General features: G+C 60.9%; 15 protein-coding genes. 8 read left to right on the top strand and 7 right to left on the bottom strand.

What is annotated here, in order from left to right; translation table 11 throughout:
• Nucleotides 1-153 precede the first annotated feature (153 nt).
• Nucleotides 154-1,185 carry a CDP-6-deoxy-delta-3,4-glucoseen reductase gene (locus tag LDZ27_RS11650; RefSeq protein WP_244814231.1) on the bottom strand — a complete coding sequence of 344 codons (1,032 nt, stop codon included), beginning with the start codon at nt 1,183-1,185 and terminating at the stop codon, nt 154-156.
• An 84-nt stretch (nt 1,186-1,269) separates the two neighbouring features.
• On the opposite strand from LDZ27_RS11650, the gene LDZ27_RS11645 reads away from it, so the two are divergent.
• Complete coding sequence (locus LDZ27_RS11645; protein WP_244814230.1) at nt 1,270-2,334, top strand: NAD-dependent epimerase/dehydratase family protein; 1,065 nt, start codon at nt 1,270-1,272, stop codon at nt 2,332-2,334.
• On the opposite strand, the gene LDZ27_RS11640 is transcribed toward LDZ27_RS11645, so the two are convergent.
• The 3 genes from LDZ27_RS11640 to LDZ27_RS11630 form a co-directional block, all read right to left on the bottom strand.
• Nucleotides 2,331-2,507, bottom strand: coding sequence for a hypothetical protein (locus LDZ27_RS11640; RefSeq protein WP_244814229.1), 177 nt, complete (start codon nt 2,505-2,507; stop codon nt 2,331-2,333). The two genes, LDZ27_RS11645 and LDZ27_RS11640, sit on opposite strands and share 4 nt — an antisense overlap.
• 122 nt (nt 2,508-2,629) lie before the next feature.
• Entirely contained in the window at nt 2,630-3,355 is a 726-nt protein-coding gene (locus LDZ27_RS11635) for a pseudouridine synthase (protein ID WP_244814228.1), read from the bottom strand.
• A gap of 85 nt (nt 3,356-3,440) precedes the next feature.
• Nucleotides 3,441-5,846 carry a hypothetical protein gene (locus LDZ27_RS11630; RefSeq protein WP_244814227.1) on the bottom strand — a complete coding sequence of 802 codons (2,406 nt, stop codon included), beginning with the start codon at nt 5,844-5,846 and terminating at the stop codon, nt 3,441-3,443.
• An 825-nt stretch (nt 5,847-6,671) separates the two neighbouring features.
• Between LDZ27_RS11630 and LDZ27_RS11625 the strand changes: the two genes are divergently transcribed.
• Nucleotides 6,672-8,156, top strand: coding sequence for a hypothetical protein (locus LDZ27_RS11625; RefSeq protein ID WP_244814226.1), 1,485 nt, complete (start codon nt 6,672-6,674; stop codon nt 8,154-8,156).
• Here LDZ27_RS11625 and LDZ27_RS11620 read toward each other — a convergent pair.
• Entirely contained in the window at nt 8,153-8,722 is a 570-nt protein-coding gene (locus LDZ27_RS11620; RefSeq protein ID WP_244814225.1) for a hypothetical protein, read from the bottom strand. The two genes, LDZ27_RS11625 and LDZ27_RS11620, sit on opposite strands and share 4 nt — an antisense overlap.
• Nucleotides 8,723-8,812: 90 nt before the next feature.
• Between LDZ27_RS11620 and LDZ27_RS11615 the strand changes: the two genes are divergently transcribed.
• Complete coding sequence (locus LDZ27_RS11615; protein ID WP_244814224.1) at nt 8,813-9,028, top strand: excisionase family DNA-binding protein; 216 nt, start codon at nt 8,813-8,815, stop codon at nt 9,026-9,028.
• Between the two features lie 52 nt (nt 9,029-9,080).
• Here the strand turns inward: LDZ27_RS11615 and LDZ27_RS11610 are convergent, their stop codons facing one another.
• Together LDZ27_RS11610 and LDZ27_RS11605 are read right to left on the bottom strand one after the other, a co-directional pair.
• Nucleotides 9,081-9,404, bottom strand: a complete 324-nt coding sequence (locus LDZ27_RS11610; RefSeq protein ID WP_244814223.1) for a hypothetical protein — start codon at nt 9,402-9,404, stop codon at nt 9,081-9,083.
• Nucleotides 9,405-12,492: 3,088 nt separating this feature from the next.
• Entirely contained in the window at nt 12,493-13,467 is a 975-nt protein-coding gene (locus LDZ27_RS11605) for a hypothetical protein (RefSeq protein WP_244814222.1), read from the bottom strand.
• On the opposite strand from LDZ27_RS11605, the gene LDZ27_RS11600 reads away from it, so the two are divergent.
• The 5 genes from LDZ27_RS11600 (at nt 13,457) to LDZ27_RS11580 (ending at nt 18,129) form a co-directional block, all read left to right on the top strand.
• A complete protein-coding gene (locus LDZ27_RS11600) occupies nt 13,457-13,909 on the top strand; it encodes a hypothetical protein (RefSeq protein WP_244814221.1) in 453 nt (150 codons plus the stop codon). The genes LDZ27_RS11605 and LDZ27_RS11600 overlap by 11 nt on opposite strands.
• A complete protein-coding gene (locus LDZ27_RS11595) occupies nt 13,906-14,790 on the top strand; it encodes a hypothetical protein (protein ID WP_244814220.1) in 885 nt (294 codons plus the stop codon). The genes LDZ27_RS11600 and LDZ27_RS11595 overlap by 4 nt, the downstream gene beginning before the upstream one ends.
• Entirely contained in the window at nt 14,783-15,793 is a 1,011-nt protein-coding gene (locus tag LDZ27_RS11590; protein WP_244814219.1) for a hypothetical protein, read from the top strand. The genes LDZ27_RS11595 and LDZ27_RS11590 overlap by 8 nt, the downstream gene beginning before the upstream one ends.
• A 255-nt stretch (nt 15,794-16,048) precedes the next feature.
• Nucleotides 16,049-17,625 (top strand): IS3 family transposase gene (locus tag LDZ27_RS11585; protein ID WP_244814218.1). Its coding sequence is split into 2 segments (ribosomal slippage): nt 16,049-16,508 and nt 16,508-17,625, totalling 1,578 coding nucleotides; the frame shifts between segments, so codons are not numbered across the junction.
• Between the two features lie 264 nt (nt 17,626-17,889).
• Nucleotides 17,890-18,129 carry a helix-turn-helix domain-containing protein gene (locus LDZ27_RS11580; RefSeq protein WP_244814217.1) on the top strand — a complete coding sequence of 80 codons (240 nt, stop codon included), beginning with the start codon at nt 17,890-17,892 and terminating at the stop codon, nt 18,127-18,129.
• Nucleotides 18,130-18,162: the final 33 nt, after the last annotated feature.

Raw genomic sequence — 18,162 nt, 5'->3', positions numbered from 1 at the left:
ACGAGCCAGCGGCATCCCTAGGGAAGCGGCGAGCGGCGGCGTCGAAGTGCGTTCAGGATTCGGATCATTCGCGAAGGATACGTTATGACGTTCCCGCGTGTAAACCGCCGGGGCGAATTTCTCGTCGCGCCGGCGGCATCGCGGTTCGGCGCGTCAGACCGGATGCGCGAGATCGGCTGCGCTCGTGAACGAATCCGCGTAGAACTCGTCCTCCGGCAAGCGGTGATGCTGCGTGAAATCGCGCTGCGCCGATTCCACCATCACCGGCGCGCCGCACGCGTAGACCTGATACGCGCTCAAGTCTGGCAGATCCTCGATGACAGCGCGATGAACGAAGCCCGTGCGCCCCGTCCATCCGTCGTGCAAATCCGGCTCCGAGAGCACAGGGACGAACTTGAAGTTCGGCACTTCCTTCGCCCATTGCTCGGCGAGGTCCATCATGTACAGGTCTTTCTTGCGGCGGCCGCCCCAGTAGAGCGTCATCGGGCGATTGAGGTTCTTGAACACCGCATGCTCGATGATCGCCTTGATCGGCGCGAAGCCCGTACCCGATGCGAGCAGCACGATCGGCTTGTCGGATTCGTCGCGCAGAAAGAAGGTGCCGAGCGGACCTTCGAAGCGCAGGATGTCGCGCTCTTTCATCGCGCCGAAGACGTGGTCCGTGAACGCGCCGCCCGGCATGTGGCGGATATGCAGTTCGAGCGGGCCTTCGTGATGCGGCGGGCTCGCCATCGAATAGCTGCGGCGCTTGCCGTCCTTCAGAATGAACTCGATGTACTGGCCCGCGAGATATTGCAGACGCTCGTTGGCGGGCAACTGCAGCTTCAGTTCGATGACGTCGTCGGCCTTGCGCTGCATCGCATTGACGCGGCAGGGCAGCTTCTTGACCTGCACGTCGCCGACGCCCGCGACTTCGCGCACGTCGATGGTCAGGTCGCTCTGCGCAGTCGCGCAGCAGAAGAGCGCCATGCCGCGGGTTTTTTCGTCGTTGGAGAGCGCCGACGAGGAATGCGGCGCCTGCTCGACTTCGCCCTCGACGACCGCGCCCTTGCACGAGCCGCATGCGCCGTTCTTGCAGCCGTAGGGCAGGCCGATGCCCTGGCGCAGCGCCGCGGTCAGCACCGGTTCGTCGGGTTCCACCTGAAACTGCCGGCCGCTTTGCCGGAGCGTTACGTTGAATGCCATAGATCGATATCGTGCGATGGTGTGAAGGTGTTTTCCCGATGACGCGCGGAACGCGCCTCGTGAGCGGCGGATACAATGCATCGGATGATCGCCACTCGAATCCTGCGCCGCGCGCGCGTGCTGATCGTCGGTTGCGGCGATGTCGGGCTGCGCGCGCTGCCGCTCTTGCATGCGCGGGCGGCGGCGCCGCGCGTGATCGCGCTCACGCATCATCCCGAACGCGCGGAGCAACTGCGCGCGGCGGGCGCGCTGCCGGTCGCCGGCGATCTCGACGTGCGCCGCAGCTTGCGCAGGCTCGCGGGCATCGCCGAACGCGTGATCCATCTCGCGCCGCCTCAGCGCGACGGCGATTCGGACCTGCGCACGCGGGCCTTGCTCGCTGCATTGCGTGCGCGCCGCCGGTCGGTCGCGCGGGGCGTTCAGGCTGCCGTTGGCAAGCACCGGACGCGGCGTGCATTGCCTTTCATTGTACCCGAGGGCCTTAATCGAGCCACATCGCGAACCACATCGCGAGCCACATCGCGAACCACATCGCGAACCACATCGCGCGATGTCCCGCTGCGCTTCGTCTATGCAAGCACCACAGGCGTCTACGGCGATTGCGGCGGCGCGCTCATCGACGAGACGCGGCCCGCGCGGCCGCAGAACGGGCGGGCGCAGCGGCGCGTGTCGGCGGAAAGACAATTGCGGCGCGCGGGCGTGCAAAGCGGCTGGCGCGTGTCCATCGTCCGCATTCCCGGCATCTACGCAGACAACCGGCTGCCGCTTGCGCGCATCGAACGGGCGATGCCCGCGCTCATCGAACGCGACGACGTCTATACGAACCACATTCACGCCGACGATCTCGCCGCGATTCTCGTTCGCGCGCTCGCGCGGGGACGGCCGCAGCGCGTGGTGAACGCATCGGACGATACGGACTTGCGCATGGCCGACTATTTCGATCGCGTCGCCGACGCGTTCGGATTGCCGCGCGTACCGCGCATCGCGCGAGAGGAAGCCGAAGCGCGCCTCGAACCGGTCACGCTCTCGTTCATGCGCGAATCGCGCCGTCTCTGCAACGCGCGGCTGAAGCGCGAACTGCGCTACGTGCTTCGTTATCCGACCATCGACGAATTCCTTCGGACGCGCACGGCGCCGACGTCACGCTAAATCAGCGACGGAATCGTCTCCAGCAGGACGAAGCACAGCAGCGCGCCGATCAACGCGCCGATGAGGTTCGGCGAATATTTGTGACGCCGGTGCATGACGACGCCCAGCACCCCGATAAAGAACGCGCTCAATGCCACGAACGCGATCAGCGCGACGCTCGAGTGGGAAACCATGACGCCTCCTGCTTTTTTTTAGTGATTTTGGGTTCCGTAAGACGAGTATATGAGCGCCGCGCGCAGAACGCATGCTGCGGCGCAGCGCGCGGGTGTTCCCGGCGCTTTGGTCGGTTACTCGCTTACTCGGCGCGACCGTCTTTCATGCGCAGCGCGGCGAGGTCGTTCTCGTCGAGCCAGCGCCATTCGCCTTCTGCGAGCGATGCGGGCAGCGCATATCCGCCGATGCGCTCGCGATGCAGCTTCTCCACGCGGTTTCCCGCCGCCGCGACCATCCGCTTGACCTGGTGATACTTGCCTTCGAGGACGGTGAGTTCCAGCAGCCGCTCGTCGCGCCGATGGGCGGCGAGCGCCGCGCTCGGTTTCGTTTCGCCGTGCAGGAGCACGCCTTCGCGCAGGCGCGCGAGCTGATCGTCGTCGAGTGGATGGCGCACGGTCGCGAGATACACCTTCGGCACTTTGCGTTTTGGCGAAGTGAACGCGTGGACGAAGGCGCCGTCGTCGGAAAGGAGAAGCAGGCCAGTCGTGTCCTGATCGAGCCGCCCGACCGACTGCACGCCGCGTTCGCCAAGCTGCGGCGGAAGTAGATGAAACACGCTCAGATGATGCTGCGGATCGCGCGAGCATTCGTAGCCCGCCGGCTTGTTCAGCGCGACATACGCCTTTTCGCGATACGTCCACGCGTGGCCGTCGACTTCGAACGCGGGCGGCGGCGTGAGCAGCGGGATGTCGGCGCGGGGATCGGTGCAAGGCTCGCCGCCGATACGCACGCGGCCTTCGGCGACGAGGCCGCGACATTGGCGGCGCGACCCGAAGCCTTGGGAGAAGAGGAGGGTTTCGAGGTCCATCGGATGAGCGGAGTTGAGGCGCGCATTCTAGCAAGGCGATGACGCGAGGCGTCCCGCTTGCCGATGCGCCGTCACCGCGCGCTGCCTAATGCGCGTCTCCGCGTCCTTTCGACACCGTCGGCACGCCCCAGCCGAAAATCGTGAACCGCGACGAGTCGTTGCGGTTGTTCGCGGGCGGGTGCCTTGTCGCGACGCTCCAGCGGCCGTCGAATGTCATCGACGGAACGGGCGGCGCGGGCATCGCGCTGGTTTGACGGAAATACGTGGTGTTGACGTCGTTTTGCGCGGACATCGTGTGGCGCAGCAGCGCCTGCGCCTGCGCATTGCGAGGATCGAGCGCGACCGCGTGGCGTGCGTTGCGCACGGCGCATGTCGGATCGCGGCTGACCGCGCAGGTGCGCGCGGTGGTCATCGCTGCATCGCGCGCGCGCTCCTCGCGGGTGACATCGGCGGCGAGTTGCTGAATTTCGGGATTGTGCGGCTGGCTGGCGCTCAGGCCGCGCAAGTGGCGGCGGGCGGCGGCGAGGTCGTGACTCGCAAGCGCCTGCCGAACCGCGACGATGCCGCGTGATACGGCCGGCGTCGCGCGTTGAGGCGGGGCGCTTGCCGTCGATGACTTCGGCGTGTCTTTCGGCGTTGCCGGTGACGCCTTGCCTGACGGCGCGGCGCTCGCGATGCGTTGGGTGGCGGGTGCCGCGCCGCCCGCTACGCTGGTAGCCGACGCGTTCGATGGCTCTATTGCCTTCGATGCGGACTTCGATTCGGACGGGCGAACCGCCGCGGACGCGTTCCGGTTAGTGGCGCTTGCGAGGTTTTGTGCAGCAGACGCGGTGCTCCCCGCCGATGATTCAGACGCGGCTTTCAATGAATCTGGCGAGCGAACCGCCGTGGACGCTTCCCGCTTGCTGGCGCTCGCGAGGCTTTGTGCAGCAGACGCGCCGCTCGCCACCGACGATTCGGACGCGTTTTTCGATGAATCGGGCGAGCGAGCCGCCGTGAACGCTTCCTGCTTGCTTGCGCTCGCGAGGCTTCGTCCCGCAGACGCGCCGCGAGCCGCCGACGATTCGGACGCGGCTTTCGATGGTTCCGGCGATTGAGCCGCCGTGGACGCTTCCCGCTTGCTGGCACTCGCAAGGCTTTGTGCAGCAGACGCGCCATTCGCCGCCGACGATTCAGTCGCGTTCTTCGATAAATTGGGCGAGTGAACCACTGTGAATGCTTCACGATTGCCGGCGCTCGCGAGGCTTTGTGCCCCAGACGCGCCGCTTGCGTCCGACGCGCCTTTCAATGAATCTGGCAATCGGGCCGTCGCGAATGCCTCCCGCTTGCTCGCGCTCGCGAGGCTTTGCGCCCCAGACGCGCCATTCGTCGCCAACGATTCCGACGCGGGCTTCAATGAATCGGGCAATTGAGCCGCCACGAACGCCTCCCGCTTGCCGGCGCTCGCGAGGCTTTGTGCAGCAGACCCGCCGCTCGCCGCCGACGATTCAGTCGCGTTCTTCGATGAATTGGGCGAGTGAACCACCGTGAATGCTTCACGATTGCCGGCGCTCGCGAGGCTTTGTGCCCCAGACGCGCCGCTCGCGCCCGACGCGCCTTTCAATGAATCTGGCAATCGGGCCGTCGCGAATGCCTCCCGCTTGCTCGCGCTCGCGAGGCTTTGCGCCCCAGACGCGCCACTCGCCGCCAACGATCCCGATGCGCCTTTCGATGGTTCCTTCAATTGAACCGCCGCGGACGCTTCCCGACTCCTGTCCGGCGCAAAGTTCTGTGCGACAACCGCAGCCGCAGACTGAACCGCAAGCGACGGCGCCTGTGAAACAACCGGTCCGGCAACCGTGTCGCCGTTCGACCGCGTGGCGACTGCGGCGGTGGCAGCGCGTTCTTTTTCCGTCGACTTCGGTTTCGTAACGTCCAGCGAGCCTTGAGTCGAGGCCATCGGCAGCGCGTCGGTCGAACGCAGCGCGGACGATGCAGCCAGTGGCGCTTGCGCCAGCGCATTCGCGGCGGCTTCGTCGCCGGTCGCGCCGCCGCGCCCCTGTATCGCCGGCGTGCGGTTGCCTATCGCGCCGGTCGCGGTGACTCCCCTCGTCGCACCGGAATCCACGCTCGACTGTTCGACCAGATAGCCGCCCGCCACGACGGCGACGACCGCGCCGCTCGCAATCACGACGAATCGCTTGCGATTGAGTTTCGGCTTCGGCTCCGGCGCGTTCTCGCGATGCGCGTCGGACGGTTCGGGCAGGGTGGGATATGCGTCGATCGTCTTGCGCCGGGCGAGCCGCGTGAGCCAGCCGGAATCGCGCAGATCGACGAGATGTCGCGGGTCGCGGTACGGCGCGATAGCGGCGGCGTCCGTCACGCGCGTGGAGAGCGCGCCCTGACGGTCGGCTCCGCAGTATGGACAGATTTCCTCGTCGGCCGGCGAGATGGCGTGACAGCGGCGGCAAATAACGGCATCCGGCGACAGCGAACGTTGGGATTGCATCATGTCGCACCCGTTTCGAATTATGGCTCGCGCAACGCGCAGAGCAAAATCGCGACACCGTCAGTCCATCAACAGCCGAGCTTCGGCTGTCGCGCGGGCAAGCGTCCTCGTGTGCGCTCCCGGCGCCGGGATTTCCAGCGTCGCTGGCAACCCATTTTTTCGATGCGCGATGAAACACGTTTACGCGATTACGCACATTCGCGCAACCATCTCGTCGGGCGAAACGCTCTGGCGGCTTGCTTTTGACCGAACGAACGCATTTTTCGCGTGAAGTCGAATTTTGCCCGGGCGATAGCCGCCGTTGCCAGCACGATCGGACACTTTCATCATTCTTCGTTCTGCGACGAAGTTGCGGCTCTGCGCGGCTCGGCTCAGTGCAAAGCGCTTCGATGTACTACACACTGTCGTTCTGGCCGAACCGTTCGACGCAGCCGAGCGCCCAAACGCAAAAAAGCCGCTCCGAGGAGCGGCTTTTTTGCATGAATCTCTGGTGCCCAGGGCCGGAATCGAACCGGCACGCCTTGCGGCGGGGGATTTTGAGTCTCCTGCGTCTAATTTGACAGTGTTTTCGTTGAGATGCGTTATCAAAATGCGAGAATATAAGTGTCTGATTTCATGTAAAAAATAAGAGTCATTAAGCATTTGGCCAGTGTTCAACGCGGGAGATGTTTATACGTTGGGCAAAGTTTTTGAGGTACATGCCCAGGTCCTCGCTGAGAATATGCTGAGAAGGCTGAGAAGAAATAAAACGCGCACACCGCCCGAGGCGTGGACGCAGGAGATTTTGGCTGATAAACTGAACGCCTCTTTAATCTCAGCTCTCCCACCATGGGTCGCAAAAAGGTAGTTCCGGTCGGCAGATTTCATGACATCAACGAGACTTTCGTCGAGCGCGCGATTTTTCCGCCGGATTGCGAGCAAACGAGCTACATATATCGCGACAATGAGCTGGTCGGTTTCGCACTGCGCGTGTCAAAGACCGGGCTGAAGACGTTCATCGCCGAAGCGAAGTCCGGTGTGCCGGAGTATGACGAGAGCGGGAAGCTGAAAAAGCCGAAGCAGACGCAGGAAAAGATTGGGCGGGCAGGGCCGGGCGGCTACACCGCGAAAGCGGCACGCGAACTCGCCGAGCGGTGGCTGTCAGCGCATCGCACCGGCAAGACCGCACATGCAGCGAAGACCGTGCGGTGGGCACTGGGCGAGTACGTGAAAATCGACAGTCTCAGCGATGAGACGGTCAAGTCGATGAAAAAGTGCATAAACGCGTATTTCGGTCCGTACCTTGACCGGCTAATGAATTCTTTTGGCTACGAAGAGTGCCGGTTCATATATGAAGACGTTTTTCGCAATGGCGGCAAAGACAAGCAGGGTGTTCCTTCGCAAGCAAACTTGATGAAGCGATACCTCCAGGCCATATTTGAATACAACCACATCATCCCCAATCCGTGGCACTACGTGCGTGTCTCTGCGCCACCCCAGGTGCACAAAAAGGCGGTGCTAGAGGCGAGCGAGATTAAGCAGGTTTGGTACGCCGTTCAGGACGCACGGCCGTTGCCGCGGGATGCCATGTTCACGCTCCTTTTTACGGGCTTCCGACATCGAGCAATCCGCTTTATGGAGTGGAAGTATCTCGACCTGGAAAAGTGCGTGTACCGCATCGCGGAAAAAGCCGAGGGCTTCAAAAACGGACCTGCTGTCGATTACCCGCTACCAGTGTGGCTTATCGAAAACGTGCTCCGTCGTCGGCACGCTCTTTATCACGACAAGAGCCCCTACATTTTTCCGAATCGTGTCGACGCGAGTCGACCGATGGACAACGTGCGCGGGACATACCAGAAAATCGGTAAGCAGATTGGGACGCACTTGTCGACGTACGTATTCCGTCGCACGCGCGCAACTTTCACCGAATCTTTTTTCGGCACCACGCTCATCACGCAACGTTTCTTGAACCACCGCGTCAAGGTCGCGATGCGTGACGCGCCGGCAACAGGCTATTACACGAAGGCGAGCACTCGAATGCTTCGCCGATACGCGGAAGCGTACTGCAGCATCATCAGGCAGCTGGCCGGGGAGTTGCCGATGTCGGAAAAGGTCAAGCAGGTGGTGCTTGACGAGCACGCCGACGTTCGTCAGCAGACCGTGACGCTGGAAGAGGTCGATGCAATGCTCGATACGCGAGCACTCGACGTGCTCGCTCCGGAGCCTGACGAGAACGACCTCGCGGCAGACCGGCTGGGCGCCGAGATGTTCGAGTTCGAGTTGACGACAGGCGCTCCCTCGTCCGCAGATGAAGAAGACGAGGGCGACGACTAACGCCGCCCGCTGACCCGGAGGCGCACGGTGCGCCACCAGCCCATTGACGGCGTTTCGGTAAAGCGCACGCTTGAGTATGCGTAAAGTGCTTGAATCAACGTGGTCAGCCGCTGCTCATTGGTTTCGATGACTTGCAGCAGATAAAGCAGGCGGTTAGCTATCTGGTCAGGGTCCATCTTTTCCTGATGCTCGGCGATGACCTGCATACCGATTCGGAACGCGCGCAACTGCTCGTACGAGTAAGCACATTCACCGGCTAGTTCAGGGCCGAGGACTCCCACCTTGGCAGGCGCGCTGTCAAAAATTGGGTCCGTGGGCATCGGCATGCTGTACAGGGGAAGTGGCTTGCCTTGTCTCGCGGTCAGCACCATCCCGTGCAGCCCGGCCTTTAGCAGGTAGAACGCACTGGCATGCGACTCGAGTTCACCCGCGAGAGCGCTAGCCCACGAGGTGCTGTCTAAGTGTCGACGATACTGCTCCGCAAGAAAATTGCTGGCGTACGCAACCGCAAGCGCCCCGCTCGCGGCAATGACCGCTGCCCCAATGGTTATCAAGCCGTCTGCCACGAAAGGTTATCCGCTTCGATTTTGATGCGCGTAGTGTACCCGGCGGGCAGTACATTATTGGGTGACGAGATTACACCGTGGAGCGGAGCGATGACCACCGACGAGTTCATCTCCATTGCAGAGGCAGCAGAACTGCTTTTTGTGACGCGGCCACACGTGCGAGAGTTGATTGCCAGCCGTGATTTGCTCGCAGTCCAGTGCGTGGACGGAGAGCAACGCGTCCGGCGAGCGGACGTGCTGACGTACAAGGAGCGGCAACTCGCTGCGGCCAAAGCTTGGCTCTCCAGTCAAACAGAGGAAGAGTAAAAGACAAACCCCGCCGGGTGGCGGGGCAGTGCATCGGGCGGTGAGGGAAAGGTTACACGTGCTCCTCTATGAGCGTGTCGCTGATGCCCCCGTTCATGCGACGCGGAGTGTACGTGCCGCCCTCGATTCCTAGTGCCTTGTCGACTGAGGCCTTGTCCGCCGCCGTCATGCGCTTCAGGAACTTGAGAAAATCGCCGTCCGCTTCGAAGAAACAACGCAGGACTTCTTCGATGAGTTCGCCACGTTCCACTGGCGTCTCGTACGCTTGCTGATAGAACACGCGGTATTGCTCAATCGAAGTACGGGTCGAGAGTTTCAGACTTACGTTCAGGCGTTCGGTCGGGTCGACAACTGTGAATTTTTTGAGAGCGGGCATGAGAGCCTCCGTGAGAGTGGTTGTTTTCACCCTTTGCTCATGTGCTGCTCGCTTCGGGTGTACATCCTATAGCGAACCCGAAAAAAACAGCCCCCGCCTTTTGCCCGAATTCCAACCTTTTCTCTGCTTTTTAGAGTGAACGCTCTAAATAATATTCTGGGCACTCACTGCACAAGGGCGGTACACGACTCGTGCACCAGCCATACACGGCTCCCCACACCCACTGCATCTCATCGACCTTGGCACGTGCGAGCTGCTTGAGCAGCTCGTGGGCGCGAGCGCGCGACTGGCGCGGGAGTGCCGGGTTCCCATCTGCTATCAAGTGTGGCCCACCGGGCCGCTATCTGGCTACTTTTGACCGAGACATGCCAGCGCGTATCAAGTCACCCCTTGCATGCAATTGGCAGCACCCCGCCTGCGTCTCCACGCTCCTGCAAAGAGTCTTGACTGCGCACTCGACGTGCGCCGCATCTGTTCGCAGCGAAGCGCATTCAAAAGAGTCCTTCGTGCGCAGGCAAGGCTCCGCCAACGGCTTTGATATCAATATAGATGTGGGCAAAGGAAGTAACTCCGTCGTGCGCAGGCAAGAGTTCTGCGACCCATTGTGATTGCAAAAACGGAGAACACCGTAAGCGGGCTCAGGGCTCAAGCGGGGGTGCTCGACCAAAGCCTGCGCGTCACAGGGATTTGCATGGGGTGGGGTTGCCGTTGAACGGAAGCCTGCGCGTCAAAGACTTTTGCCTTGTGCCTGCGCCCCGGCGGGATACCGCGCCACGGGGTACGGAAAATGGGTTTTCCGGGTACTCGCGGCTATCTCTAGGGCGAGCGATGGTTTTGCGGCGCTGCCGCGCACTCCGCCGGCGCATACCGACACGCCGCAATACCACAGCGAGCCCCGCTCGCTGCCAACAAAAAAGCCGCTCGAAGAGCGGCAGGTGTTAATAGCGCGGAGCGCGTCAGTAAGTAGCTTGTCTCCGCGCGTCGAAGGCTTGCGCCGCTTTCGCGAGGTCGTCCGGGAGCCGGCGGGCGCCTTCTGGGTGAGCGGCAGGTACACCGCCTCTTCTTTAACTCCGCCTTGAAGGTACACGCCGGACGTACGGTCGGCCTTCACAGTGAGCACATCGATATAGCATTTTTTGTTGTCAGAGGGAGCCTCCGTTATTGATGTAGCCGGTTGTTTAGGCTTCAGCCCGCGCCGTTGCAGTTACTTCTCCTAGCACTGTTTCCAAAGCGAACCGGATAGCTAACGAGCGCGACACACCCGGGCGCGGACGCGCAATCAACGCGGCTGCCTTGAGGTGCTCATTAAATTGAGCTCGGTCGCCGCTAACTTGAATCATGAAAGCGTGATAGACAGAGGCGGGGATGCTCACAGAGGTACGTGAACCGTCGTTCAAAACGACGGGCAAATGCTTTGCGAGTTCGATGGTAGCGGCAGCGGACATGGTGGACCTTTGTTGTGTGGATGGATAGCAGAGGCGGGGCGGGTGAGTTCCGCATACGACATATAGCGAGCAGTTTTAAGTCATTCCCGAGGGACTTTGGGTCCTGCTAGAAATCGGAGTCCGCGCAAAATACATGGCATGCGAGGGGCCTAAATGAAAGCACGGACGGGCGCCCAGCCCTCAAGTTTTCCGGGTGGATTCCGGCGAAGTGGCTCCCCGGCGAAACGGGCGGAGTGGAATGCGCACCGAATGGCCGGAACTCATTGCGCGGCAAGGCTGAGACGATGGCGGGCCTGTGATAGCCCCCTGTTAGATGCCCAATAAACAGGGGGCTCAACAGGCGATGCAAAGAACCAGTTTTTTGCACAACGCATCGAGCGGATTGATTCGAATCTCGGACCCGGGCGAAATACACATCACTACTTGAGCGCGTAGTCTTCGGATTGGAACGGGTTGCACTCGGCAGCTCGCCGCGTCATGAGCCCTGTGACAAACGCCGCCCGCATTGTTGCAACGGGCGAACTCCGCAATTGCTCCCGCGGGGTCGCTGCCGCTCAGCTTCTGGAGGGGCGTCGATGCCGAAAGCGGTGACCCTGGTGCTGAAAGAGAAGTGCACGAGCGCAGCGAATTCCGTCTGAGAAAGACCGGCAGGAAGGGCGGGCAAGACCTCGCGGTAGCATCGAGTAAGGTCGTGCGGGGGCTGCGCTTTACTTTAGTCGAGCGTCAGACGGTGGATGCCGATGTTGCTGGGTATCGCGTGACCGGCGCCGATTGTCCAGATACGTGGCGTATTTGTAGTGGGAAAGTACAAAACGCTCCCACGAGGACAGCATGTCGATACCGGCGGACGACGTCGCGGTGGCAGGAGTGAACGGCATGAAAAGCGCAGGAAGGGAAAGTCACTGCGTCTAGTTGCCGCTTGCCGTGGCGCGTTAATCACCAATACGGGGCTCGAGAGGAACGCTCAGCGCGGACGCGCCGTTGACATAGCGCTACGGCACGATGCGGAGTCTAAACTGTGGCCGGGTACGCTTAGGGGTGGCCTATGGCCACCCCTTGCTAACAGTTATCTGTTATATGTTAAGAAGGGGTCAAGTCGATGATGCTGCGGAGATTTCTTCTCGGTCAATACACAGGTAAATACACGCGTTGGTACACGGATAAGTACATACGTATTTCGACGCGCCGGGGAGCAAATAATTTGCTCAGCTTGGTGTATTTCGCCCGGTCACGGGATGCCTTGAGCGGACCTCCAGCTGATATTTGAGGTAGAAAACAGCCTGCCCGTTGGGCTCTCATATAGCAGGAGCGGCTTGCAGCCGTCGGGGCGAAGACCAAGCAACTCGGCGTTGACCTGGGCTAGAAGCATATTATCTTGCGCGCGCCGCAGCATGACCGCCACGTCGCCTAGCGAACAAGAACGGCGACGGTCCAATATTGCGCGCTTCGCGCTGCACCTGGGCATCGCTCTGCCGCGAGCGAAGCCGACGTACACCACGAATGCCGCTGGAACCATACTTGCAGTCTCGATAGTCGTCGGCAAGTCAGTGCGGCCACCAACGTGCACGAGGTTCGTCACACCGGTTCGGACCGCGTCGATGAGCGGCTCCCCGGAAAAAACAAGTTTTCTTGAATAGTCGTGGTTACTGCATAGCGTAGTGCAATGGGCATCGACGGTGCTTTTGATGCCTTCGCCATCTTGATGCTAAAGCTGATGGTCGAACGGAGAAGAAGCAGACGTCGCGGGATATATCTTTACCGGAGCCGTCGGTTTGCTCGTGGTAGTTGCCGTAAGTAGCACCCACAGTCAACGTCGCATGGGGGCGCTTCGTGCTTAGTTGAGGTCGTATTCTTTGTCGTCGACCCTGGTCTCTTTTTCCGATAGTGAGGCCTTGCAGCACATAAGCCATCTGGCCGTTGCGCCGGGCCGAATCCTTGAGCGACCACCCCTTCAAAAAGCAGGCTTCGGTCAGTTTGTCGTGCGCTTGCCTAAGTGAACGACGGAACTGCTCGCGGTCCGTGCTTGCGCCGAGGTACTCGACCAGCTCATCAAAAGTGAAGTCGAAGCGACCATCGTGCGACTGATAAAACAGAAAAAGACGTTTTGCGAGGTCGCCGGTGAGCCGCTGGTACATGCTTTCCGAATACCAACTCGACAGCTTTTGACCGAAAAATGCACGGACGTAGCGGCTGAGCTCCGTCGTAAATTCAACGGTGTTGCCCTTTTCGGTCTTGGCTTCGACCAGGTCCCCGAGCAGCTTGCAGCTGGTCCGAACGCCCGGGATATCGCCTCGTTTGAACAGCGGCTCATTCGGGAACAGTGCCTTCCAACTTTCCACAATCGCGACGTCATTCGTCCAAACGCGCAGCTCGGCATTGCGCAGGCGTTGGAGCTGCCTCGCCAAATGTTTCCGGTCAGGCGTGCTGGTGCCGCGGCCCATGGCCTTCAGCATTTCGACGACGCGAATCAGGGGCAGGCGCTGGCCAAGCGGCACGGCGGCAGCAAACCGCAGGATATAAGCAAAAGTCTCCCAGTCGCCGCTTCGTAGCTCCTCTCCAACGTAGGACACGTCGACAGTCCCTTGACGCATGCCGGAAACCGCGAGCATGTTGGCCAAGATTCGGCGTATGCATTTCCGCGATGGCGTCCCGCTTCGGGACATTGGAAGAAAGACGGGCCTTTCGAGAAACACTATCGGGCGGTGGCTGCGCGAGGCGTCGACTGGCGAGCCGGAATACGCTAAATGCGTCAACAACAGCGTCGTCGACCCGCGGTCCGAACAACTGCGGCTGTGGCTGGTCGCCGACGCCAAGCGTACGAGGCGAGAGCGACGCTCCCCGACTCACATGTATGAGGATTTGCGCACCGTCGCATATGACGGTAGCTACGACCGTGTGTCAGCGTTCGTGCGCAACTGGAAAAAGGAGCGCGATTCTGGAGCGCAGCGCAGTGCTTTCGTACCGCTCGCCTTCGAATACGGCGAAGCATTCCAGTTCGACTGGGTTGTGAATACGTCTTCATTGGCGGCCTCAGGCGACGGGTGGAGGTTGCCCACATGAAGCTCGCCGCGAGCCGCGCATTCTGGCTCGTCTCGCTACACGACGCAGGTTTAAAGGCGTCGCCGTATACATTTGATAAATTGTTCTACCGCGGTGCTCCAATGACGACCACTGAATACACGTTCGACGCTGTCGAATTTGTCACTTACACCTTCGACGACATCCTCGCAATGGTCGACCTGGATACAGATGTGCTGCACGCGTTCACCCCGGCGTTGCTGCGCGCATGGCTCTCGGCGCACAGCCCGCTGGACGCGGCCGAGATGAAAAACCTCTTCACAGCTGCGATGGGAGTGTCTGACAACGCCGAAGAAGATACCCGCGAGGGCTTCGTCCGCCGGGTCACCGACCGGACTTGGCTCGCGACGCTCGCAACTATTGCTGGCAACGCCATTTTCCGTCAGACAGAGCGTTTGCAATCAGTGGAAATCCGCTACATCGCGCAGCTGGACGCAAAAATCGACGCTGAGCGAGAAGCTAAGGTCGAAGCTATGCGTTCGGCGGTTGTAGCGACGGCGCACGCACAACGGGATGAAGCTGTTCACAAGGTGGCCGCAGAAGAGGAGCAAGAGCGGGTCGCTGGAAAAGCCCCTGTCTGTAACCATAAGCCCGTTCGCGTCGCGGAGTTTGAACTCGAGGGCGTGCCTACGGACAATGACCTCCTCGAGGGCGAAGAGACGATTGCCAAGCACGACGCCGGCGCAGATTTGCACTTGCCAACAGCACGCACGACGCAGCTCACGCTACCGCACATCATCATGCGCTCGCCGATTATCGCAATCCGGCCGCGCAACTCCGTCCGTCCCGTATTCACCGACGACGAACCACTGCGCATCGCTCGGGTTATCATGTCAGCGGTGCACGAGGCGCAGCATGGCTAGCACCGGTTGGGACATCGCGATGCGTCGCATTGATTCCGAATTCGATTTGCCCCAGTTTGTGGCGTCAGCGCTATTCCGCAGAATCGCTGCAAACAAGTTCCGGCTCCCAGCAACAGACCGAGCCAGGTATCAGCCGTTGCCCGACGAGGTCATTGGCCGCATCGAACAAATCGTGCGCCACGCGTACCTAGATGCCGACGAAGACGTTGCCGGTGACATCTTGCGCGAGCACCTTTGGCAGCAAGCGCTCGAAGGTCGTCGTGAGATGGTTGCAAACGGAGAACTATTATCGACGACTGACTTCCGTAAGCGCACCGGCGTGACTGAGAAGCGACTTACGCAGCTGCTAGACAACTACAGCGTCTTTGCAGTCGAGGTCGACGGAGTTCAATACGTCCCCGCATTCTTGTCCGACCCGTCCCTGAACCGTAAGCGTCTGCAAGCAATCTGCCAAATCATCATGCCGGCGCCGCCGCTGAGCCGCCTCGATTTTTTGACGACACAGAACGGCACTCTTGACCACCGCACTCCGCTCGAGATGCTTGACGATGACGGTGATTACAAGGTGCTCGAGCGAGTCGCTGAGGCTTGGGCCGCTGAATGGTCGCGGACCGCCGCGAGACTTTATGACGGTGTGCACGAGACGAAGCCGATTGACGTCTTTCCTTTGCACACAGCGAGCGCGGAAATCGACCCGCACCGTCCGTTGTGGGAGCGCGCGTCCGAGGCGCTGCACGCGTACGGATATCACTGGCCGCTCGGTCCGTACCCAAACTCTCGGCCTTTCACCCTCTTCATCGAGCGGCAAACAACTGGAGATGCGGCGCTGACGCCCGAGGCCTGCGTGCAGATTTCCGTCGACGGGGAAGATATTCGCATTTGCGTCGTTGCGGCGTCCGGCACGACGCTGAGGACAGAGACCATGCCTGCGGGCAATCACCGTAGCCTTATCGACATCGCAAAGCGCGTCATCGCTTATCTCACCAATGCCACACGTGCCTGATGACTTCCCTCGAGACGTGACACTAGCGTCGCTGTCTGGAGCGCAAACTGGCCGCGCGCCTCATTGACGGCAAGTTTATCGCTGAGCAGACGGACGATGAACGGCACGAGCGACGGGCGGTATGTGAGGACCTCGCGCAGCAGCTCGTGGCAAAGGCTCAGAAAGATGCAGCGAAGTATCCGCATCATTCGCCCCCTGCGTCACAATAGATGTCGCCTCTGAATTTTCTTAGTTTGAAGAACTCGGAGGTGCAGGTTGAAGGCCAAACAGACGTATTCTGTTGAATTCAGGGAGCAGGCGCTGGCAAAGGTCCTGCAACGAGGCAACCGGTCCGTAGAAACGGTTGCCTCGGAACTGAATATGAACGTATTAACCTTGAGGAAGTGGATCCGGGTGTCTAACGCCGCAAACCGCAACCCGGGGCCAGTCGATGCACGGCGCCCGGAAGAATGGTCTTTGGAAGAGCGCCTGCTGGCATTGCAGCAGAGCCATGGACTGAGCGACGAGCCACTGAACGCGTGGTGTCGCGAACGGGGTCTGTTTGCCCATCATCTGGACCAGTGGCGCGCCCAGTTCTGCTCGGCCGGCACCGCGGGCAGCGCACGTGCAAACGCTCCAGAGCTGCGCGAGCTGAAACATGCTAATGAGCAATTGCAGCGCGAACTGAAACGCAAGGAAAAGGCGTTAGCGGAGGCGGCCGCGTTGCTGGTACTTTCAAAAAAGTATCAGGCGCTGTTCGGGGACGAGGACGAATGAGCTCCCCCGAAGAGCGCGCGACATTGCGGGAGCTGATCGGTGAGGCGACGACAGCCGGGGCTCGTCAGGCCCGCGCATGTGCCGTGCTCGGGCTAAGCGCGCGCACCGTGCAGCGCTGGCAAGGCGGCGGTCCTGAAGCAGTGGATGGGCGCACGTTATGCCGTCATGATGCTGTTCACAAGTTGTCGACCGAGGAGCGCGCTGAACTGCTGGCGGTGGCCAACTCTGTCGAATTCGGTCATCTGCCGCCGAGCCAGATCGTGCCGCGCCTGGCCGACCAGGGCCGCTACATCGCCTCTGAATCGACGTTTTACCGGGTGCTGCGCGAAGAGAAGCAGCTCGCCCACCGGCGCAGTGAACGACCGGCCCGCGCCCGCAGCAAGCCACGCGCGTTATGTGCCGACGCGCCCAATCAGCTGTTTAGCTGGGACATCACCTACTTGCCGACGACGGTTCGTGGGCAGTATTTCTATCTCTATCTGTTCATGGACGTATTCAGCCGGATGATCGTCGGCTGGCAGGTCTATGCGGAGGAAAGCAGCGTGCTGGCCAGCGAAGTCCTCAGGGACCTTTGCGCACGCGAAGCGATACAGCCCGACCAGGTGATTCTGCATTCGGATAACGGTAGTCCGATGAAAGGTGCGACGATGCTCGCCACCCTGCAGGCTTTGGGTGTCATGCCGTCATTGAGTCGACCGGGCGTGAGCAACGACAATCCGTATTCGGAATCGCTGTTCAAAACACTGAAGTACCGACCGGCCTTTCCTTTGCAGGCGTTTGACACCCTGTTTGCCGCACGCACCTGGGTCACCGGGCTGGTGCGCTGGTACAACCACCAGCATCGTCACAGCGCGATCCGCTTCGTCACGCCGGCAGAGCGGCACGCCAACCTAGACCAGCAGATTCTGGATCGTCGCGCGACGCTCTATGAGGCGGCAAGGCAGCGCAATCCGCTACGATGGAAAGGCCCTACGCGAAACTGGAAGCGCGTACACACGGTCTATCTCAATCCCGATCAGACCAACAACTCTGAACCCATCTCACACCCCCATCAACAGGAGCAAAAAGCCCCCTGAATTGAATCGCTGAGGCGACATCTAGCTTGAAAATTTCCGTTCGCGAGCGGTAACTCTGCAACGGATAAAGCAAGCCGTCGGATGTAAAGGATGGACTAGCGTTGTCGAGCCAGATTGGCTCATTGAGCGGTTGCGGACGCTGTTGGACTGGTAGCAGCTTACGGCTTGACGCCTGCGATGCATGCCATGTCGCTCGAAGGCATTGTCACAGGGCTCAAAGGCGCTAATCGCGCCGGTTCGCCCACTGTTCCTATTGGAGGAGACATGAGCCAACCGATGACCGTCGCCGAAGTCGCAGCGTTGTTGAACGTGACGCCAAAGTATGTAGTGAAGCTAATCCGCGACGGCAAGCTGCCCGCAAGCGCGAATACGGATGGCACACACACGGTCGCCCGGCGGGATGCGGAGGCGTACCGCTTGAATGCAAAACGGCGTGGTCGCAAGGCGCTCGAAGAACTCGCACGCGTTTCGCAGGAAGCGGGCATCTATGGCAAACAAGGGTGACTGCCGAGTGCGCTTCTGTGGTGCCTGTAGTGG

The sequence above is a fragment of the Caballeronia sp. Lep1P3 genome (assembly GCF_022879595.1).
Lineage (GTDB): Bacteria > Pseudomonadota > Gammaproteobacteria > Burkholderiales > Burkholderiaceae > Caballeronia.
The sequence above is the reverse complement of the archived record's forward strand: the minus strand, read 5'-3'. Positions and strand labels throughout refer to the sequence as shown.